Annotated in this window: 14 protein-coding genes; 13 read left to right on the top strand and 1 reads right to left on the bottom strand. The window is 41.5% G+C overall.

Annotated features, from left to right (window positions below):
- Nucleotides 1-21: 21 nt before the first annotated feature.
- The 13 genes from ASG14_RS10715 (at nucleotide 22) to ASG14_RS10655 (ending at nucleotide 19423) form a co-directional block, all read left to right on the top strand.
- The gene (locus ASG14_RS10715) at nucleotides 22-1182 is read left to right on the top strand and encodes an ABC transporter substrate-binding protein (RefSeq protein WP_082491517.1); all 1161 of its coding nucleotides are present in this window, start codon (nucleotides 22-24) and stop codon (nucleotides 1180-1182) included.
- Complete coding sequence (locus ASG14_RS10710; protein ID WP_056871069.1) at nucleotides 1179-2330, top strand: CaiB/BaiF CoA-transferase family protein; 1152 nt, start codon at nucleotides 1179-1181, stop codon at nucleotides 2328-2330. Before ASG14_RS10715 ends, ASG14_RS10710 begins: the two co-directional genes overlap by 4 nt.
- Nucleotides 2331-2462: 132 nt before the next feature.
- Entirely contained in the window at nucleotides 2463-3626 is a 1164-nt protein-coding gene (locus tag ASG14_RS10705) for a CaiB/BaiF CoA-transferase family protein (RefSeq protein WP_056871745.1), read from the top strand.
- Nucleotides 3619-4857: an extracellular solute-binding protein gene (locus ASG14_RS10700; RefSeq protein ID WP_056871068.1), complete on the top strand. Its 1239-nt coding sequence runs from the start codon at nucleotides 3619-3621 to the stop codon at nucleotides 4855-4857. Before ASG14_RS10705 ends, ASG14_RS10700 begins: the two co-directional genes overlap by 8 nt.
- Nucleotides 4854-5921, top strand: a complete 1068-nt coding sequence (locus tag ASG14_RS10695; RefSeq protein WP_082491515.1) for a Gfo/Idh/MocA family protein — start codon at nucleotides 4854-4856, stop codon at nucleotides 5919-5921. The genes ASG14_RS10700 and ASG14_RS10695 overlap by 4 nt, the downstream gene beginning before the upstream one ends.
- Before the next feature lie 90 nt (nucleotides 5922-6011).
- Nucleotides 6012-6461 (top strand): MaoC/PaaZ C-terminal domain-containing protein, encoded by a 450-nt coding sequence (locus ASG14_RS10690; RefSeq protein ID WP_056871067.1) that lies wholly within the window; start codon nucleotides 6012-6014, stop codon nucleotides 6459-6461.
- 163 nt (nucleotides 6462-6624) lie between these two features.
- Nucleotides 6625-7917 carry an L-fucose:H+ symporter permease gene (gene fucP / locus ASG14_RS10685; RefSeq protein ID WP_056871066.1) on the top strand — a complete coding sequence of 431 codons (1293 nt, stop codon included), beginning with the start codon at nucleotides 6625-6627 and terminating at the stop codon, nucleotides 7915-7917.
- A 93-nt stretch (nucleotides 7918-8010) separates the two neighbouring features.
- The gene (locus ASG14_RS10680) at nucleotides 8011-11436 is read left to right on the top strand and encodes a glycosyl hydrolase (RefSeq protein WP_056871065.1); all 3426 of its coding nucleotides are present in this window, start codon (nucleotides 8011-8013) and stop codon (nucleotides 11434-11436) included.
- 50 nt (nucleotides 11437-11486) lie between these two features.
- Complete coding sequence (locus tag ASG14_RS10675; RefSeq protein WP_056871743.1) at nucleotides 11487-13508, top strand: glycoside hydrolase family 127 protein; 2022 nt, start codon at nucleotides 11487-11489, stop codon at nucleotides 13506-13508.
- A gap of 88 nt (nucleotides 13509-13596) precedes the next feature.
- Nucleotides 13597-15024, top strand: a complete 1428-nt coding sequence (locus ASG14_RS10670) for a sialate O-acetylesterase (RefSeq protein ID WP_056871064.1) — start codon at nucleotides 13597-13599, stop codon at nucleotides 15022-15024.
- A 7-nt stretch (nucleotides 15025-15031) separates the two neighbouring features.
- The gene (locus ASG14_RS10665) at nucleotides 15032-17419 is read left to right on the top strand and encodes a DUF5703 domain-containing protein (RefSeq protein WP_235528566.1); all 2388 of its coding nucleotides are present in this window, start codon (nucleotides 15032-15034) and stop codon (nucleotides 17417-17419) included.
- A 68-nt stretch (nucleotides 17420-17487) separates the two neighbouring features.
- Nucleotides 17488-18276 carry an SDR family oxidoreductase gene (locus ASG14_RS10660; RefSeq protein ID WP_056871063.1) on the top strand — a complete coding sequence of 263 codons (789 nt, stop codon included), beginning with the start codon at nucleotides 17488-17490 and terminating at the stop codon, nucleotides 18274-18276.
- 124 nt (nucleotides 18277-18400) lie between these two features.
- The gene (locus tag ASG14_RS10655; protein ID WP_056871062.1) at nucleotides 18401-19423 is read left to right on the top strand and encodes a zinc-binding alcohol dehydrogenase family protein; all 1023 of its coding nucleotides are present in this window, start codon (nucleotides 18401-18403) and stop codon (nucleotides 19421-19423) included.
- Between the two features lie 104 nt (nucleotides 19424-19527).
- Here ASG14_RS10655 and ASG14_RS10650 read toward each other — a convergent pair whose 3' ends face one another.
- A complete protein-coding gene (locus ASG14_RS10650; protein WP_056871061.1) occupies nucleotides 19528-21228 on the bottom strand; it encodes a sodium/solute symporter in 1701 nt (566 codons plus the stop codon).
- Nucleotides 21229-21242: the final 14 nt, after the last annotated feature.

The following is a 21242-nucleotide window of genomic DNA, read 5'->3' as shown; positions in this document are numbered from 1 at the left end:
AAATTAAAATCAAGAAATTAAGTGGAGAATATAATCAATTTACGGGGTATAACATGGAACCACAGTCGCGGGCTTTTGCCCATGGTGGCAACGGCACAGCGATTTTCTGAGTTGTACCCAAATGTTAACATCACCTGGGAGAAGAGAAGTTTGCAGCAATTTGCCGATTTTTCTATTCAGGAATTGGCAGAGCAGTTCGACCTGCTTGTTATAGATCATCCCTGGGCGGGATTCGCGGCGAAAACGAAATCTATTGTGCCTCTGGATTTTTATTTACCCAGTGATTATCTGGCAGACCAGGAGCGCCATTCAGTTGGTCATTCGTACGAAAGCTATTTCTACGATGAACACTTATGGGCACTGCCGATAGATGCGGCAACACCTGTAGCATCTTCCAGACCGGATTTGCTGCAGGAAAAAGGCCTGGCGCTGCCTAAATCATTTGAAGATTTATTGGACATTGCAAACCAAGGCCTGGTTGCTTTTGCAGGAATTCCAATCGATGTTTTAATGAATTTTTATACCATTTGTTGTTCACTCGGCGAAGATCCCTGTCAAAGCGATGATGAAGTTGTATCGAAGGAAACAGGCATCAGGGCACTGCAAATGTACCGCGAACTGGCTTCGAAAATTGATAGAGCCAATTTCAACCGAAACCCAATTCAGGTTTACGAAGCCATGACTTTAACCGATGAGATTGCATATTGTCCTTTCGCTTATGGGTATTCCAATTACTCCAGAAATGGCTATGCACGTAAAGCATTGCATTTTCACGATATGATTTCCATAGATGGACAAACCAATTTAAGAAGCACACTCGGCGGAACCGGCTTAGCCATTTCTTCCAAATGTGAGGAACTTGACGTTGCGGCTAAGTATGTTGAATTTGTTTGTGCTCCTGCTTGTCAATCAACATTGTTTTTCGAAAATGGCGGTCAGCCGGCGCATTTAACCGCATGGAAAAATGAGGAGGTGAACAGACAAAGCCAAAACTATTTTTTAAATACTTTACCTGCATTACAACGGGCATTCCTTCGTCCGCGTTATCATGGTTCAATGTATTTTCAGGATCACGCCGGCGATGTTGTTCGTAATTATTTAATGGATGGCTGCAACGAAAGCAAAGTATTGTCAAGCATGAACGAGTTATATCAAAAATCCAAAACGCTAGTTTTATCATGAACAAACCGCTAGAGGGGCTTTTAGTTTTAGAGTTCTGCCAGTTTCTGGCCGGACCATCAGCTGGTTTAAAACTGGCAGATTTAGGTGCTCGGGTAATTAAAATTGAGCGCCCAAAAATTGGCGATGCTTGTCGCCAGTTATCCATCAAGAATCTTTTTATTGACGAAGATAGTTTGCTTTTTCATACCATTAACCGCAACAAGGAAAGTTACGCTGCGGATTTGAAAAACCCTGACGATTTAGACAGGCTAAAGAAGTTAATCAGCAAAGCTGATGTTATGACGCATAATTTTCGGCCGGGTGTGATGGAAAAAATCGGCTTGGATTATGAAAACGTTAAGAATATCAATCCAAAAATCGTTTACGGTGTAGTTACTGGTTATGGAAATGAAGGGCCTTGGAAGAACAAGCCTGGCCAGGATTTATTAGTTCAGGCTGTTTCAGGATTAACATTCTTATCAGGTGTAGATGTCGACGGACCAGTGCCATTTGGCCTTTCTGTGTCTGATATTATGTGCGGCAACCATTTGGTACAGGGCATTTTGGCTGCGCTAATTAAAAAAGCAAAGACCAAAAAAAGCGTTCTGGTGGAAGTTAGCTTGCTGGAATCGGTTTTGGATGTTCAATTTGAGGTCATTACGACATATTTAAATGATGGCGGAAAACTCCCCGACAGAAGTGGTGCAAAGGGCAGTGCGCATGCATATTTAAGTGCACCCTATGGCATGTACGAAACGAGCGACGGGCATATCGCGTTGGCGATGGGAAATCTGCCGAATATTTGCTCCATTATAAATTGCGATATTTCTGATCTTTATGTTGAGGCCGGTTCTGCCTTTGAAAATAGAGACAAACTGATAGTACGTTTGGCAGAAACTTTTAAGAAAGATAATACTAAAAGTTGGGTTAGTTTGCTGGAGGATGAGGGCATTTGGTGTACTGAAGTGTTAAATTACCAAACGGCAACTGCTTTAAGTACCTACAAAGCATTAGCTATAGAGCAAAAACTGGCTTTAGATAATAATCTGCAAATAAAGACTACCGTTAGTCCAATTCGTTTGGATAACGAAAAACTTTTTGCACCAAAAGCGGCTCCAAAACTTGGCTTTAATACAGCAGATATTAGTAATGAATTTGAATTAAATTAGAAATAATCGTTAGTTCGACTGAAGCGAAGCGAAACAGAACAATTTCTGAACCACTTGAAAATCTTCTTTTCGATGGTTGTGATGACTGCCGCTTCAGATTTAAACGACGATTTGTATCAAAATAAAAAATATATGAGACCGCTTGAAGATTATTTAGTTGTCGATTTCAGTCAGTTTCTTTCGGGGCCTTCGGCAAGTTTGCGCCTGGCCGATATGGGTGCACGTGTAATAAAAATTGAACGTTTAGGGGTTGGAGATATTTGCCGTACACTTTACACTTCAAATTTGATTATGAACGGTGAATCATCGGTTTTTCATGCCATAAACAGAAACAAGGAGAGTTTTGAAGTTGATTTAAAGAATAATGAAGGCTGTGAAATGGTTCGGGAGCTGCTTAAAAAAGCCGATGTGATGATACACAATTTCCGACCGGGCGTAATGGAGCGTTTAGGCTTCGATTACCCTTCGGTAAGCGCTTTGAACCCAACCATTATTTATGGCGAAATATCGGGCTATGGAACCGAAACAGAATGGAAAAATAAGCCTGGGCAGGATTTACTTTTACAGGCAGCAACCGGTCTCACATCCTTAACTGGAAATGCCGATAGCGGCCCGGTTGCAATGGGTTTATCTATTGTTGATATGCTTGCCGGCGCCCACCTTGCACAGGGAGTTTTGGCCTGTTTGTACCGCAAAGCGATTAAAAATGAGGGCGGTTTTGTACAAGTTAGCATGATGGAATCGGCCTACGATTTCCAGTTTGAAACCATTACCACCTTTTTGAACGACGGCGGTTGTTTGCCCGAACGTTCAGAAAAAAACAATGCAAACGCATATTTGGGCGCACCTTACGGTATTTATCAAACAGAAAACGGATATTTAGCGCTGGCGATGGGTTCTATTCCTCAACTAGGTGCGCTTTTAGGTTGCGAGAAACTGGAAGATTACGTTGAAATTAGCGAGGCCTTTGATAAACGGAACGAAATTAAAGCGATTCTGGCCGAACACCTGCTGCACTCATCAACGGAAAAATGGCTTTCAATTTTGGAACCGGCAGACATTTGGTGTGCTGATGTACTAAACTGGAATGCGCTTATGGAGCATGACGGATTTAAGATTTTGCAAATGATACAGGAGGTTGAAATGATTGATGGCTATAAATATGAGACAACAAGATGCCCGATTCGAATTGATGGTGAGTTATTAATTTCGCCAAAAGGTTCGCCAAAACTGGGGCAGGATAACGAAAAGATCATTAAAGAGTTTATTACACAGAATACAATTGCAAATGCCTAACCAAACAGAAACTTTCACAATCGCCGTTCGCAAATTTGCCCCTTTCGAATCCGCAATGCGGAAAACATGGGACAAATATTGCGCATTTTCGGGCTGCAGTTTGAAGCTGGAACTGGTTGTGATGGATTTGCATGAGCTTTACAACCGAACCATAGCCGAAAAAGGCTTAGCGAACGGCGACTTTGACATTGCCCACATCAGTACCGACTGGGTTTTAGAAGGTTATTCTAATCAGGATTTCGAGGTATTAAATCCTTACATTAACAGAAACAGACCGGCAGATTTTCCTTCGGGATGGAGTAAATCGCTACTGGGACTGCAACGTTTCGGATGGGAGGTTGTCGGCTTGCCTTTTCACGATGGTCCTGAATGCTTTATTTACCGGAAAGATTTATTTGAGGACGAAACCGAGCAAGCTAACTTTTTAACTCAATTTGGCAAAGCGTTAGAAGTGCCAAAAACCTGGGAAGATTTTCATCAGGTTGCGCAGTTTTTTCATCGCCCAGAAGATAATTTATATGGTAGTATTTTCGCCTGCTATCCTGATGGGCACAACACTGTTTTTGATTTTTGTTTGCAATTGTGGAGCCGGGGCGGTACTTTGGTAGATGATAATGGATTCATTAAAATTGATAGCCAGGCTGCGGTAAACGGCCTGGATTTCTACCGCAAAATCGTTAACGATAAAACTGCAGTTCATCCCAAATCTTCTCAATTTGAATCTGTTGCGGCTGGTATCGCCTTTTCCCAGGGCGAGGCAGCAATGATGATAAACTGGTTTGGCTTTGCGGCAATGTGCGAAGTAGATGAGGCATCTAAAGTAAAAGGTAAAATTGATGTAGCATTACTGCCTGCTGATACCGGCAAAAGTTCTGCTTCCTTAAATGTCTACTGGCTTTACACCATCGCAAAAGGAAGTAAAAATAAAACGCTGGCTTACGATTTTCTCCGCTTTGCCCTGGCAGAAGAACAAGATAAGCAACTCACGCTGGAAGGGGGCATCGGCTGCAGATTATCTACATGGAAAGACCCTGAAATAAATAGAATAATCCCATTTTACCATAAATTAGAGGAATTGCACGAAGTTGCCTACACGCTTCCCCAAAAAGAAAAGTGGAATGAAATTGCCGCCATAATTGACCAAATGGTTTTGCAGGCGATAAATACGGATAAGTCTTCTAAAGAGCTTATCCAGTTGGCGCAGAACGAAATAAACAGTATTGACAAATGAGTATCGACATAAAATATAAACCTGAGTTGCCGCTCACCAAACAACCCATCATCATCATTGGCGCAGGTGGAATTGTTGCTGATGCACATTTGCCTGCCTATAAAATTGCAGGTTTTGAGGTTCATGGCATTGTAAACAGAACCAAAGAGCGGGCGCAAAAACTTGCAGATGCTTTCGGTATTAAAAACGTTTATAACTCTGTCGCAGAAGCAGTTAAGCGTGCGCCCGAGAATGCAGTTTACGATCTAACCATCATGCCAGAGCAATATATAAGCACACTGCAACAATTGCCTAATGGAAGCGCGGTTTTAATTCAAAAGCCCATGGGTGATGACTTTGCACAGGCAAATGAAATTCTGGAGCTGTGCAGAAAGAAAAACTTGAAGGCGGCGGTAAACTTTCAATTGCGTTTCGCTCCATTCGTAAGTGCTGCGAAATATTTGATTGATAAGGGTTTAATTGGTGAATTGTACGATATGGAAGTACGGGTAACGATAAAAACGCCCTGGGAAATTTTTCCGCACGTAATTGTTCACCCTCGATTGGAAATTCAATACCATAGTATTCATTACGTCGATTTAATCCGGTCTTTTTTAGGAAATCCTCAAAGTGTTTTGGCAAAAACGCTAAAACATCCCGCCAAAAAATTATCTTCATCTCGTACTACCATTTTACTGGATTATGGGGATACCTTACATGCGGTGATTAACACAAACCATGATCATGATTTTGGTGCAAAGCACCAGGAAAGCTACATAAAATGGGAAGGAACAACCGGTGCAATTGTGGCTAAAATTGGCTTGTTGATGGATTATCCACATGGCGTGGCCGACGTTTTCGAATATTGTATTCTGGATGAAGGAAAAGCTCCGGAATGGCAAACGGTTAAATTAGAAGGCTCTTGGTTTCCAGAGGCATTTATTGGTACCATGGCGAACCTAATGCGGTATAATGAAGGATCGGCAACTGTTTTGCACACCAGTGTTGAAGACGTGATTCAAACAATGGCCGTTGTGGAAGGCGCATACAAATCGAGCGATATCGGAGGGATAAAAATAGAATAAGAAGTGATTGAACCGCCGGCTGATGTCAGTTTTTTGACAGAATAATCCATGATTTCAATCGCGGTAAAAAAATTAAAATAAAGTATTAGAATGTATTTTAAATCAACATTTTTTGAAGATTACCAGCTCCAGGATAAACGTGTAACTTTAGGTCGCACGATAACTGAAACAGACTTTGTGGTACACGCCGGCCATACCGGTGATTTTTTTCCGCATCACATGGATGCAGAGTGGTGTGCAACACAGCCTTTTAAACAAAGAATCGCTCATGGAACAATGATTTTTAGCATTGGGATTGGCTTAACGGCATCTGAAATTAACCCGGAAGCAATGAGTAAAGGCTACGATAAACTGCGTTTTGTTAAGCCTGTTTTTATCGGTGATACCATCCATTCGGAAGTAACAATCTCTGAAAAAGCAGATGGCAAAAAACCAGAATACGGCACTGTAACAGAGCATGTGGAAATTATAAACCAAAACGGCGCAGTAGTTTTGGTTTGCGATCACCTCTTGGTTGTAAAGAGAAAGACAGTGATTTAAGAATTGTTAAACAACTACTCATCACCAATAAACCAGTGAACCAATGAACAAATGAACCAATGACCAATGAACAAATGAACGGTGAACCAGTGAACAAATGAACCAATGAACAGATGAGCTACTAACGATTGACCCAATAAACTAACCTTAAAAACCAAATATAATGAACCACAACACACAGCCAGAAATCGTAACCGAGGGCGACCCCTCATCAGGAAAGAAATATTTACTACCATTCATCCTGGTGGTTAGTTTATTTTTTCTGTGGGGTATGGCGCACAACCTTGACTCAATACTGATTCCGCATTTAAAAAAAGCATGTAATTTGAACAACAGACAATCGACTTTGATTGATACATCGGTTTTCTTTGCCTACTTTTTAATGGCAATACCTGCCGGCATGATTTTAAAAAAATGGGGCTACAAGGCAACCATGATTTCCGGTTTACTGGCATTTGCTTTTGGTGCTTTCTTATTCGTTCCAGCGGCAAATAATTTATCTTATATCACGTTTTTAATTGCATTATTTATAATTGGCTGCGGTTTAACCATGCTCGAAACTTCGGCAAATCCGTACGCAGCAGTTCTCGGCGACCCAGCAAAGGCAACGAGCAGATTAAATTTAGCTGCCTCATTTAATGGCCTGGCTGCAATGGTTGCGCCACTTATTGGCGGTCTGTTTATCCTTTCTGGCAAGTCGCACACTAAAGATGAATTGGCGGCAATGACCGAAATTAACAGAAATAACTACTTTCTCGAAGAAGCCGCATCGGTTAAAACGCCATACATCACACTTGGAATTGTGCTCCTGGTAATCGCAGTGATATTTTACTTTATCCATCTGCCCGAAATAAAAACAAAAAGCATTGATGGAGAAGCCAAGGGCAGCTTTTTTGGCGCTTTGCGCCATAAGCATTTACGATGGGCGGTTGTAGCACAGTTTTTTTACGTGGGCGCACAAGTTTGTGTCACAAGTTTCTTCATCAGAATGGCACAGCAAGGCGGCGGTTTCGATGAAAAGACAGCTGCATCATACCTGGTGGTTTATGGCTTTTTGTTTACCGCAGGGCGTTTTGCAGGTACAGCACTCTTACAGTTTATATCATCAAATAAATTGCTTGCGATTTACGCGATAATATCCATTATCTTGTGTTTAGTCGCCATTTTAGGCCAAGGTTCTTACGTTGTATATGCCCTGGGTGCAATCGGGTTTTTTATGTCGATTATGTTTCCAACTATTTTTGCGTTGGGAATTGATGGTATTGGAGACGATACAAAGCCGGGCTCTTCGTGGCTAATAATGTCGATTGTCGGTGGCGCAATTTTACCATTTGGCATGGGAACTTTAATCGATATGTATGGCGATAACATACAAATCGGCTATAGCATTCCACTGGTATGTTTCATAATCGTTCTGTTTTTTGGCCTTAAAGGTTACAAAATTGCTCATAAATAAATGTAAAGCTTTTTGTAAGAGTTCCAGAAATCACTAAAAAAACTACTCCTCAGATTTACCAAGCGTCCATTCAAATGCGCAAAGACTAAAATAATGATATTAAAGTATTGCAAAGTCTTCTTGTTTTTTCTGCTTTTTGCAATCTGCTTTAAGCTTAATGCGCAACAAAATGAAAATGCCAGGCCCTGGGTATTCTGGTATTGGGTAAAAGGAGCGGTATCCAAGCCTGGCATTACCGCCGATTTGGAGGCGATGAAGGCCAACGGAATTGCAGGCGCTTATTTAATGAGTATCCAGGGCCCGGATAAAACGCCTGTTTACAATCCTCCAGCAGTTCAGCTTACGCCCGAGTGGTGGAAGCTTGTGGAGTTTGCCATGGGCGAAGCAAAACGTTTGGATTTGAAGTTAGGCATGCACGTAAGCGATGGCTTTGCCTTAGCCGGCGGACCATGGATTACGCCCGATTTGTCCATGCAAAAGCTGGTGTGGTCAAAACTTGTGGTAAACGGTTCGGCAACAAAAATCATGCTGCCAAAACCTGAAAATAATGTAAACTATTATAAAGATATCGCAGTTTATGCCTACCCATCGCCAGTTGGCGAAAACATCTCAACACGAACAATCATCCCTAAAATTACGGCAAGTAACGGTGCTGATGCAGGTGGCTTAATTCTGCCAGAAAATAAGAAAAACTTCAGCTCAAACGAGCCTTGCAACATCCAATATGAATTTGAAAAGCCTTTTACTTGCAGAACAATAAAGGTAAAAGTTAGTGGCAACAATTATCAGGCGCAGCGTTTGTTAATAGAAATAAGTGATGATGGAAAAGTTTTTCGCCAGGTGGGGAGACTGGAACCGCCACGCCACGGCTGGCAAGATACCGATGAGGATGTTACCCATTCAATTAAGCCGGTTACAGCAAAGTTTTTCAGGTTTGTTTATGATAAAAAAGGTTCCGAACCAGGCGCCGAAGATTTAGATGCTGCAAAGTGGAAACCTGCCTTAAAGTTACTTAACCTTGAGCTAAGTTCGGCTGCTTCGATTAACCAGTTTGAGGGAAAAAATGGCTCCGTCTGGAGAATAAGTAAGCGAGCTACCGACGCCGAAATTGCAGAAGGGATTTGTGTTCCATTAAAAAATATTATCAATTTAACAGATAAATTAAACAGCGATGGAAGCTTAAACTGGAAGGCTCCAAAATGCGCATGGACAATTTTGAGGATAGGCCACACCTCAACAGGGCATACTAATGCAACTGCGGGCGGCGGAATGGGTTTGGAGTGCGATAAATTTAATCCGGCAGCTGTTAAATTGCAATTTGATAGTTGGTATGGAGAAGCAATAAAACACGGCGGGGCCGATATTGCCGGGAAAGTGCTAAGTGTTTTCCATGTAGATAGCTGGGAATGCGGTAGCCAAAATTGGTCGCCACTTTTTAAAGCAGCATTTTTAAAGCGAAGAGGTTATGATTTAACACCTTATTTGCCAATAATGACTGGTTTGCCGGTAGAAAACACCACAACATCTGAAAACTTTCTTTATGATGTTAGAAAAACGATTTCTGAGCTGGTTGTAGATCAGTTTTATAGCACTTTAGCAAAATTAGCGAAGGAGCAGGGTGTAACTTTTACTGCAGAAAGCATTGCCCCAACGATGTTAAGTGATGGCCTAATGCATTATAAGGCGGTAGATGTACCAATGGGAGAATTTTGGCTGAATAGCCCAACGCATGATAAGCCCAACGATATGTTAGATGCGATATCGGGTGCTCATATCTACGGCAAAAATATTGTTCAGGCAGAGGCTTTTACCACAGTGCGTATGGACTGGAATGAAAGTCCGGCAAGCATGAAAACCTTACAGGATAGGAATTACGCCCTCGGAGTGAACAAACTGAGCTACCACGTTTTTACGCATAACCCCTGGATGGATAGAAAACCGGGTATGACTTTAGATGGTGTAGGCTTATATTTTCAGCGAGACCAAACCTGGTGGAAGCCTGCAAAAGCATGGATAGACTACGCAGAGCGCACGCAAAGTTTACTGCAAACGGGACAGCCGGTTGTTGATATTGCAGTTTTTACGGGTGAGGAATTGCCACGCCGTTCGGTTTTACCAGACAGATTAGTCGAGACTTTGCCGGGTATTTTCGGCTCAGACGTAGTAGAGGCAGAAAAGAAACGCCTGGCAAATGTTGGTGAACCACTAAGGCAGTTGCCCGCAGGCGTAACGCATTCTGCAAACATGGCCGACCCTGAAAATTGGGTTAATCCTTTACGTGGTTATGCCTACGATAGCTTTAATCCAGATGTTTTGCGAACAGCGACGGTTAAAAACGGCGAAGTGGTTTTCGAAAGCGGGGCGAAATACAAACTTCTGGTTATCCCGGGGGTGATGAAAATGAACCCAAATTACAAGTACATAAGTTATGAAACCGTAAAAAAAATTGCTGATTTGATAAAAGCCGGCGCAAAGGTTCTGGTTTCGGATAAACCTTTGTATCAAAACGGCTTAAAACAGGTAGCCAAAACCGAATTTGATAAGACGTTAAATGAAATCTGGGGTGGAAAATTTTCTCAATACTATGATGTTAATGCCGTTTTTGTGAAAAAACTGGGCTTAGGAAATGTTGTAAAAGGTCCTTTTGCTGATGAGGACTTTTCATCGTTAAATCTTCCAAAAGACATATCAGTTACTGAAAAAGACAACAGCTACGCCAAAAACATAGCGTTTAACCATCGCCAAACATCAACAAAAGAAATTTACTTTATAGCTAATCAGTTAAACAAAGAGCGGGAATTAACATGTGCTTTTCGGGTGAGTGGAAAAATACCCGTTTTATATGATGCAGTACTTAACCAAACAATTCCGCTTAAAAACTGGGCAATTACCAACACGTCCGGTTTGCCAGGTAAGAATATAGAAAGTACAGTGCTTAACCTGAAGTTAGCGCCAAATCAATCCCTTTTCGTGATTTTTGAAGCGCCCACAAAACAAACTGAATTAAACCAAGGACTAAACTGGTCGAGTTTTAAAACAATTCAGGATATTTCTAAATCATGGAAAGCGCAGTTCGATACTGCTTTTGCCGGACCAGTAAACCCGGTAATATTCAACGAACTAACAGACTGGACAAAGCATGCCGACAGTTCCGTAAAATACTATTCGGGCACTGCAGTATATTCGAAAAAATTCAGCTTCGCTGGAAACTCAGGTGCAAAAATCTGGGTCTACCTGGGTGCCTTCTCAAGCATCGCCAAAGTGAAAATTAATGGTGTAGAATGCGGCACGGTTTGGACTGCACCACATCGTTTGGATATTAGCAAAGCAATTAAAGTTGGGGAGAATACAGTTGAAATCGAAGTTACAAATACCTGGGCAAACCGCCTTATCGGCGATAGTAAATTGCCCGAAAACAAGCGCTTCACTAAAACGACGGCACCTTTTCGCCTGAAAGGAAAACCATTAAATCCTGCGGGGTTATTGGGGCCGGTGCTGATTCAAACAGAAGAGAAATAAGACAAATGGCGGCACTAAACAAAGGCAGGGAAAATTACATAACAAGCAATATGATTAACAAATTTGTATTCATCATACTTTTAGCTTTATCGTTTTTAAAGGGAAATGCCCAAGATAAGGCCCTGGTTTACAATTCAAATTCGCCTTACGCCAAGTTGCACAGCATAAATATGGCTGATGTTACCTGGACTAAAGGTTTTTGGGCCGATAGGTTTAAGGTTGCCACAGAAACCATGGTGCCGAATATGTGGGCAATTTACAACGATCCTAAAATTAGTCACGCCTTTAAAAACTTTGAAATTGCTGCGGGCTTAGATACCGGCTCGCATTCGGGGCCTTCTTTCCATGATGGCGATTACTATAAAACGCTGGAGGCGATGGCAAGTTTGTACGCATCGACTAAAAACCCTAAACTCAACGAAATGATGGATAAGGCGATAGTCGTAATTGGAAAATCGCAGCGTGAAGATGGATACATCTATACTAAAGCCATGATTGAACAGCGTAGAACGGGTTCTAAAAATCAATTTCAGGATAGGTTGAGTTTCGAATCGTATAACATTGGCCATTTAATGACGGCAGGTTGCATCCATTATCGCGCTACAGGGAAAACGACCTTGCTCAACATCGCTAAAAAGGCGACCGATTATCTTTACAATTTTTATAAATCTGCATCACCCACTTTGGCCAGAAATGCAATTTGCCCATCGCACTACATGGGTGTTGTAGAAATGTATCGCACCACGAAAGATCCTCGCTATTTAGAACTTGCTAAACATTTAATCGCCATTAAGGGTAAAATTGAGGATGGAACGGATGATAACCAGGATAGAATTCCGTTTTTGAAACAAACCAAAGCCATGGGGCATGCGGTACGGGCAAATTACCTTTACGCCGGTGTGGCCGATTTATATGCCGAAACTGGAAAAGACTCATTACTGGCAACCTTAAATTTGATGTGGGATGATGTAAATCAGCACAAGATGTACATTACAGGTGGCTGCGGTTCGTTGTATGATGGAACCTCGCCAGATGGTACATCTTATAATCCAGCCGATGTGCAGAAAATTCATCAGGCTTTTGGCAGAGCCTACCAGTTGCCAAATTTTACTGCACATAATGAAACCTGCGCAAACATTGGTAACGTGCTCTGGAACTGGAGAATGCTGCAGATTACAGGCGATGCAAAATACGCAGATGTAATGGAGCTGGCGCTGCACAATAGCGTGTTATCGGGCATAAGTTTAGATGGAAAAAACTTCTTGTACACAAATCCATTGGCTCAATCTGATGATTTACCCTTTAAACAAAGGTGGTCTAAAGATAGGGTGCCGTATATTGCCCTGTCTAATTGTTGTCCGCCAAATGTGGTTAGAACAATTGCCGAAGTGAGTGACTATGCTTATAGTGTTTCGGATAGGGGCTTGTGGTTTAATCTTTATGGCGGCAATAATCTGAATACCAGCTTAGCCGACGGAACAAAGCTGGCCTTATCTCAGGAAACCAACTACCCATGGGATGGGAAAATTAAAATTAGCTTGAAAGAAACGGTCGCTAAAAATTATTCTTTATTTCTGAGAATTCCATCGTGGACACATGATGCAAAACTTACCATTAATGGAAAAGCCGAAAATTTTAAACTAGTTTCGGGTACTTATGCAGAAATAAACCGGATTTGGAAAAAGGGCGATGTGGTGGAATTAAACCTTCCCATGGAGCCGACTTTAATAGAGGCAAATCCTTTGGTTGAAGAAAACCGGAATCAGGTTGCAGTAAAACGCGGACCGATTGTTTATTGCCTGGAATCTACCGATTTACCTGGCAAAAATATCTTCAATGCCTTTGTGCCTGCAAATACAGAATTTGTGGCGAAGCCGGTAAACATCAGCGGTGCTGAAATGATGAGCCTTGTGGGCAATGCCAAAATTGTAGAGCCAAATAGTTGGAAAAGTGTATTGTATCGACCAATTGACGTTAAAAATACAGAAACAGAGATAAGATTGGTTCCCTATTTTGCATGGGGAAACCGGGGACACTCGGAAATGTCGGTTTGGTTGCCCGTAAGCAGGTAATGTTTAGGTAAACCATACGGAATTACAAAGTGCAACTTTTAGTCGAATAGTGGAAAGCAAAACAGTTTAGCTGTTAAATTAGAGCAATATGAAACTAAAAATCACGATACTTTTAAACCTTACTTTTAGCATCATCACGTCGGCAATGGTTAAACCGGCATCTATTTTTACCGACCATATGGTTTTACAACAACAAAGCAAGGTGGCCATTTGGGGTTGGGCCAAAGCCTTAACCAAAGTAAAAATAAATACTTCGTGGAATAATGAAAACTATTCGGTTACGGCCGATAATGATGGAAAGTGGAAAGTAAAAGTTGCCACGCCAATAGCGGGCGGACCTTATCAAATCGAATTTAGCGACGGCGAAAAGCTGGTTTTAACAGATATTTTGATTGGCGAGGTCTGGTTTTGTAGCGGGCAATCGAACATGGAGATGCCGATGAAAGGATTTAAAAGTCAGCCCGTTATCGGATCTAATGAAAGGATTTTGAAATCAGGAAATAAAAATATCAGGCTTTACACGGTGCCTCGTTCTTCAGTAACAGAACGGCAGGAGGACAGCAAGCCATCACCATGGAAATTGGCAAATCCAGAAACAGTTTCCAATTTCAGCGCAACTGCATATTTTTTCGGTTCATTACTGAATGAAATGTTAAATGTTCCGATAGGTTTAATAAACGATAGTTATGGTGGTTCTACCATCGAAGCCTGGATGTCGCTAGAAGAATTGAAGGCATTTCCTGATGTTAAGCTACCTTTAAAGGGCGACACCATCAAAGAAGTAAGCAGAACGCCCACAACCCTTTACAACGGAATGCTGTACCCTGTTATTGGTTACGGGATAAAAGGTGTTATCTGGTATCAGGGCGAATCTAACTACGAGCGGCCAGGCCAGTACGAAAATTTATTTCCGGCAATGGTTTCTTCCTGGCGTAAAAACTGGGAAACGGGAGAATTTCCTTTTTACTATGCACAGATTGCACCTTACAATTATGCGCAGTTGCCGCCCAAGCAGGCAGGTGAAAAGTATAATTCCGCTTTTTTGAGAGATGCACAACGAAAGTCGCTTGCAAAAATCCCCAATTCTGGGATGGCAGTTTTAATGGATATTGGCGAAGAAAAATCAATCCATCCGGCCAATAAAAAACAGGGTGGAGAAAGATTAGCGTACATGGCTTTAGCTCAAACCTATGGTTTAAAGGGTTTTGGTGCGTTTAGTCCGACTTACGAGTCGCTAATGATTGATAAAGATAAAGCTGTAATTAAGTTTCAGAATGTGCCGAATGGTTTAACTGCCTTTGGTAAAGATTTAACGCTTTTTGAAATGGCCGGAGCAGACAAGAAATTTTATCCTGCGAAAGCAGTAGTAACAGGCAGTAGTGTAACCGTTACGGCTGCGCAAGTGAAAAATCCTGTTGCAGTACGCTACGCATTTAGAGATTTTGTAACTGGAGATTTGTTTGGTAATGATGGATTGCCTGTTTCTTCATTTAGAACAGATGATTGGGATTATTAAAATGAGCATGATTTTGACGGGAAAGATATCATACCCAAAATTAACGTTGGCTGGAAACTTAAATCCTCATCGTGTATCCGCAAAAATATTGTGGCTTTTTTTGAGCATGCGTAAAGTTGCACGCCATGGAACACTTGTTGTTGGATTTTTGTCGTTGTTTTCAAGTTCACAAGCCCAGGAAAGCCTGGTCTGGACTTCTCAAAGTAAAAATTCAGCAGAGTCGATGCCAGTAGGTGGGGGCGATGTTGGGTTAAACCTTTGGGTAGAAAAAGGAGAGGTTTATTTGTATTTGGCTCGAAGTGGAACGTTTGATGAAAATAATACGCTGCTTAAGCTTGGCCGGGTTAAACTCAAATTCAGTCCGAACCCGTTTGAAGGAAAAAACTTCAAACAGGAATTAATTGTAAAAGATGGCTACGCCACGATTTCTGCTACCAATGGCAATTTAAACGGACAAATAAAAGTTTGGGTTGATGTTTTTAAACCGGTGATTTACGTAGATGTGAAATCGAATCGGCCCGTTATTACCGAAGCAATTTATGAAAGCTGGCGCTTTGAAGATAAGGTTACCAAAGGAAAGGAAAATAATCAAAACTCCTATAAATGGGCTCCGCAAGGTGTTGTGAAAACTTCAAAGGATGAAATAGCATTTGATAGTGACGCGGTGCAGTTCTACCATCAAAACAAAAGCGAAACAGTTTTCGACGTGGCAGTAAAGCAGCAAGGTTTGGAAAACAGGAAATCAGAATTATACAACCCACTAAAAGATTTGATTTTTGGTGGCCTCATGCAAGGCGAAAACATGATTGCGGCTGGTAATTATGCAGGGAAATATCTTAGTACGCCCTTTAAGGCCTGGGTATTGAGAAGCAGGAAACCAAGCAAGTCAGCCCACATAACGGTTAAACTAAGTACTTCAAAAACAACATCAATTCAGGAATGGGCACAAAGCTTAAATGCAGTAGCAGTTAAAGCCGACCAAAAGCCAAGCATTAAATGGTGGAATAACTATTGGTCGAAAAGTTTTATTTATATCACTTCGAAAGATTCGGCTGCCAACCAATCTTCTAAAAATTATTATTTATTTCGGTACATGTTAGGTTGCAATGCATTTGGTAAATATCCAACCAAATTTAATGGCGGCCTGTTTACGTTCGATCCTGAGCTGACCGATTCAACCTTAAAATATACACCTGATTTCAGAAACTGGGGTGGCGGAACACACACGGCGCAAAACCAACGACTGGTGTATTGGCCAATGCTTAAAAGTGGCGATTTTGAGCTGATGAAACCTCAGTTTGATTTCTATTTAAATCTGTTGAAGAATGCAGAAATTCGGACAGAAGAAGCCTGGGGGCACAAAGGAGCAAGTTTTACAGAACAACTTGAAAATTTTGGGCTGCCAAATCCTGCCGAGTATGGCTGGAAACGCCCTGTTGGTTTTGATAAGGGTATGGAATACAATGCCTGGTTAGAATACCAATGGGATACCGTACTGGAATTTTGTATGATGATTTTCGAAACAGAACGTTATGACGATGCAAACATCGAAAGATATTTACCGATGATTGAGAGTGCGTTGACTTTTTTCAAAGAGCATTATACTTATCTGGCCAAAGAACGTGGCGCCAAGGCTTTAAACGCTGATGGTCATTTGGTTCTTTACCCGGGTTCCGGAGCCGAAACCTACAAAATGGCCTACAATTCGACATCTACCATCGCGGCCTTAAAAACTGTTTTGGACCGGCTGGTTGCACATCCCGGACTATCGGCAAAACAACAAGCAGATTGGGGCGAAATGCTTAAAACCATTCCACCCATCAGTTTCAGAACGTTTAATGGCCACGCCACAATTGCACCAGCAAAACTGTTTGAGCGTATCAACAATACCGAAACTCCGCAATTGTACCCGGTTTACCCTTGGGGGATTTTCGGAATCGGAAAACCTGATTTGGAAACGGCAATAAATACGTTCAGATATGATACAGACGCTTTGAAATTCCGAAGTTACATTGGCTGGAAACAGGATAATATTTTTGCGGCAAGGTTAGGCTTAACAGAAGAGGCTGCGAAGTTAACCACTGCTAAACTAAAAGATTCCGGCAGAAGATTTCCTGCATTTTGGGGCCCTGGTTTCGACTGGGCACCTGACCATAATTGGGGCGGGTCGGGTATGATTGGGTTGCAGGAAATGCTGATGCAAACGGATGGGAAAAAGATTTATCTGTTTCCGGCCTGGCCCAAAGATTGGGATGTTCATTTTAAGCTTTTTGCACCTTATAAAACCATGATTGAAGGCACTTTAAAAAATGGAAAATTGGTATATTTGAATGTACTGCCACTATCAAGAAGAGCAGACATCATTAATAAAATGATTGAAGGAAAGAATGATTGAAATCGAAGATAATTGTGAACAGAAATAATATTCACAATTTGGTTTCAATATTTTATAAATAAGAAAATATGGACTTACAGTTAAAAGAGAAGGTAATCATCATCACCGGCGCAGCCAAAGGTATAGGCAGAAGCATTGCAGAAGTTTTTGCAAGGGAGCATGCAGTTGCGGTTATAGTTGGCAGAAAGGCAGAAGATAACGAAAAAGTGGTTGCAGCAATTGAGCAAAACGGTGGGAAAGCTGCCCAGTTTGTAGCCGAGCTTTCAAACCCTGCGGATTGCGAGAAAGTTGTAGCTGAAATTGTTGCAAAATTTGGCCGGATTAATGGGCTGGTAAATAACGCGGGTGTTAATGATGGTGTAGGCTTAGAGAGCGGGAATTATGAAGATTTCATGGCCTCCCTTCATAAAAACGTAGTTCATTATTATTTAATGGCTCATCATGCTTTGCCCGAACTGATTAAAAGCAAAGGCGCAATCGTTAACATAACCTCAAAAACAGCAGAAACCGGGCAGGGCAACACATCCGCTTATGCTGCCGCAAATGGCGGGCGAAATGCCTTAACACGTGAATGGGCGGTTGAATTGCTGAAATACGGAATTCGTGTAAATGCCGTGGTGGTTGCCGAGTGCTGGACGCCGGCTTATGAAACCTGGATTGAAACTTTACCTGATGCACAAGCCAAGCTTGACGAGATTACGGCGAAAATCCCCTTAGAAAACAGAATGACAACCGCGGAAGAAATTGCTAACATGACGGCCTTTTTGATGTCTGGCAAGTCAAGCCATACCACGGGGCAAATTATACACGTTGATGGTGGTTACGTGCATTTGGACCGGGCTTTAGCAAACGCCTAGAAAATATCAGCATATTCTAAAGTGAGTGAATGATGGAGCTAATTTTTTTAAATTGAACACCACCATTCACTCTTTCAAAACTCTCTCATTCAAAAATTAATCATTCAAATTCACTCAATACCTGATGAAAACCCTTACTTGCACAACACCAGGTACTTTCGAATATTCGGAAACAGAAAAGCCCGAATTAAAAAAGGACCATTCAATCATAAAAATTAAAAGAATTGGCATCTGTGGCACCGATTTGCATGCCTTCGAGGGTACGCAACCCTTTTTCAATTATCCACGTGTTTTAGGTCACGAATTATCAGGCGAACTGATCGAAGCAGATGGCGCTGAAGGTTTTGCGATAGGAGAGGCAGTCACTTTTATTCCTTATTTTAATTGTGGAGAATGTATTGCCTGCCGCATGAACAAACCAAATTGCTGCGTTAAAATGCAGGTTTGTGGCGTACACGTAGATGGTGGCATGCGTGAATATTTGCAGGTTCCATCCAGAACGCTTTTACATGGAGCAGGATTGACTTATGATGAATTGGCTCTTGTAGAACCTCTGGCAATTGGCGCACATGGTGTGCGCAGAGCTGATGTTCAGCCCGGTGAATTCGTTTTAGTTATCGGCGCCGGGCCAATTGGTTTAGGTACCATGGAATTCGCCAGGATTGCGGGCGCAAATGTTATTGCCTTAGATATTAATGCAGACCGACTGGCTTTTTGTAAGGACAGGTTGAAAGTTTCGCATGTAGTAAATGCACTCGATACTGATGTTGTTCAACAATTGAGCGACATTACCAATGGCGATATGCCGACAGTTGTGATTGACGCCACAGGAAATCAGAAAGCAATTAATAATGCCATTAATTATATGGCTCATGGGGCCAGGTTCGTTTTAATCGGCTTGCAAAAGGGAGATCTAATCTTTAATCATCCCGAATTTCATAAAAGAGAATCTACTTTGATGAGCAGCAGAAACGCGACAATTGAGGACTTTTCCCACGTAATTAAATCGATGAAAGCAGGTTTGGTAAATCCAACAAACTACATTACCCATAAGGTAAAGTTTGATGCGGTTAAAGATGAGTTTCAAAGCTGGTTAGACCCGAAAAATGGCGTTATTAAAGCGATGGTAACAATGGACAACGAATAGCGGCAACGGCTTTAAGCGCTTTAAGAAATTTTTCGATTTCACATATTACAAAAAAGGGCAATTATCACTCCAGATAATTGCCCTTTTGTTTTATGATAAGTTATTTACCAGAATTTTACGTAAATAAGGGTAATTAAAAGCAAGGTTACTACAATAAGTACCAGTGTAGATGGCGCAACTTTAAACATCGATTTATCTAATTCGAATGCTTTAGGGTTTACTTTCGGCCCTAACAAGCTTAATCCAACCATCACTATCATGGTAAATAAAAAGGATAATCCCATGCAAATCAAGAATGGAATTTCATAAACACCATCTTTGTTGAGGTAAGCAGTGTATAAGAAATTTTCATGTCCGAACCAGGTTGGGGCGTAATTATTAAAAACCACTGAAAGCAAAAACCCGGTTACCAAGCCTGCAATTGCTGCAGTGCCTGTGGTGCGTTTCCAAAACATACCTAAAAGGAACATGGCAAAAACCCCCGGACTAATAAAGCCGGTGTATTTCTGTATAAAAGTGAAACCACCTTCGCCTCCAATTCCTAATAAATCATCCCAAGTTAAAACCACCGACATTACGATTGCAACTACGATACTTAATCTTCCAACAACAACTAATTTCTTCTCATTTGCATCTTTGTTGATGTATTTTTTATAAATATCCAAAGTCCATATGGTCGAAATACTATTTGCCTTACCAGCTAAAGACGCTACAATGGCTGCCGTTAAAGCGGCTAGCGATAAGCCTTTTAATCCGTTAGGTAAAAAAGTTAAAACGGCAGAGTATGCATTGTCTGCAATAACTTTTCCGTTTGGAGCCATCTCGTGCTGCAAAGCACCGTTTCTATGCAAAACATAAGCTGCAATTCCAGGCAACATTACAATTATCGGCATACCTAATTTTAAAAATCCTGCAAATAATATTCCTGTTCTTGCGGTTTTTAAATCGGCACCCAGCGCTCTTTGTGTAATGTACTGGTTGCATCCCCAATAATTTAAGTTCACAATCCATTGGCCGGCAAAGTACATTGCAATGCCCGGTAAAGCAAGGTACTTATTAACATATTCCTGAGATGAATTCGCATCAGGCTTTGCCAAAATCATTTTAAAATGGTCTGGCGAATCTTTCATCAACATTTTGAAACCGGCAATTGCATCTTTTCCAAGGCCAAAATGGTCACTCACCATGGTTAGCGCTATGTAAGTGGTAACCAAACCGCCGGCTATAAGTACAATAACCTGAATAACATCAGTAAAACCGATTACTTTCATGCCGCCAAGGGTAATGATTAATGAAAAGGCTGCCAACCCGATAACGATGTATTTGAAGTACATCGGGTCTATCATACTGCTAATGGCGATTGAACCCAGGTATAAAATTGAAGTCAGGTTGACAAAAATGTATAAAAACAACCAGAATATGGCCATTATTAAACTTACCGTTTCATTGTACCTCGTTTGTAAAAACTGAGGCATGGTAAAGATTTTGTTTTTGAGGTAAACCGGAATAAACCAGACTGCTACAATAATCAGCGCAATAGCAGCTACCCACTCATATGCGGCAACGGCCATACCAACCTGAAAACCCTGACCACTCATACCGATAAACTGTTCAGCAGAAATGTTTGATGCAATAAGCGAGGCGCCAATTGCCCACCAGGTTAGAGAACCCTCGGCAAGAAAGAAGTCGTGACTTCCTGATGTAGCTTTATTTTTCTTGCTGCTGTAAATCCAATACCCGTATGCGGAAATCAGAATAAAGTAGAAGATAAAAACGGTGTAATCGACCGTCGAAAATCTGTTCATAATTTGGTTTTATT

It is taken from the genome of Pedobacter sp. Leaf194 (assembly GCF_001423945.1).
Lineage (GTDB): Bacteria > Bacteroidota > Bacteroidia > Sphingobacteriales > Sphingobacteriaceae > Pedobacter.
This window is presented reverse-complemented; position numbering and strand designations above follow the sequence as displayed.

What these genes read in the sequence shown, in the direction of transcription:
- ASG14_RS10680 (WP_056871065.1), top strand. Translation starts at nt 8,011, where the DNA reads ATGATATTAAAGTATTGCAAAGTCTTCTTGTTTTTTCTGCTTTTTGCA.
- ASG14_RS10710 (WP_056871069.1), top strand. Translation starts at nt 1,179, where the DNA reads ATGAACAAACCGCTAGAGGGGCTTTTAGTTTTAGAGTTCTGCCAGTTT.
- ASG14_RS10675 (WP_056871743.1), top strand. Translation starts at nt 11,487, where the DNA reads ATGATTAACAAATTTGTATTCATCATACTTTTAGCTTTATCGTTTTTA.
- ASG14_RS10670 (WP_056871064.1), top strand. Translation starts at nt 13,597, where the DNA reads ATGAAACTAAAAATCACGATACTTTTAAACCTTACTTTTAGCATCATC.
- ASG14_RS10705 (WP_056871745.1), top strand. Translation starts at nt 2,463, where the DNA reads ATGAGACCGCTTGAAGATTATTTAGTTGTCGATTTCAGTCAGTTTCTT.
- ASG14_RS10655 (WP_056871062.1), top strand. Translation starts at nt 18,401, where the DNA reads ATGAAAACCCTTACTTGCACAACACCAGGTACTTTCGAATATTCGGAA.
- ASG14_RS10690 (WP_056871067.1), top strand. Translation starts at nt 6,012, where the DNA reads ATGTATTTTAAATCAACATTTTTTGAAGATTACCAGCTCCAGGATAAA.
- ASG14_RS10650 (WP_056871061.1), bottom strand. Translation starts at nt 21,228, where the DNA reads ATGAACAGATTTTCGACGGTCGATTACACCGTTTTTATCTTCTACTTT.
- ASG14_RS10665 (WP_235528566.1), top strand. Translation starts at nt 15,032, where the DNA reads ATGATTTTGACGGGAAAGATATCATACCCAAAATTAACGTTGGCTGGA.
- ASG14_RS10700 (WP_056871068.1), top strand. Translation starts at nt 3,619, where the DNA reads ATGCCTAACCAAACAGAAACTTTCACAATCGCCGTTCGCAAATTTGCC.
- ASG14_RS10695 (WP_082491515.1), top strand. Translation starts at nt 4,854, where the DNA reads ATGAGTATCGACATAAAATATAAACCTGAGTTGCCGCTCACCAAACAA.
- ASG14_RS10660 (WP_056871063.1), top strand. Translation starts at nt 17,488, where the DNA reads ATGGACTTACAGTTAAAAGAGAAGGTAATCATCATCACCGGCGCAGCC.
- fucP (WP_056871066.1), top strand. Translation starts at nt 6,625, where the DNA reads ATGAACCACAACACACAGCCAGAAATCGTAACCGAGGGCGACCCCTCA.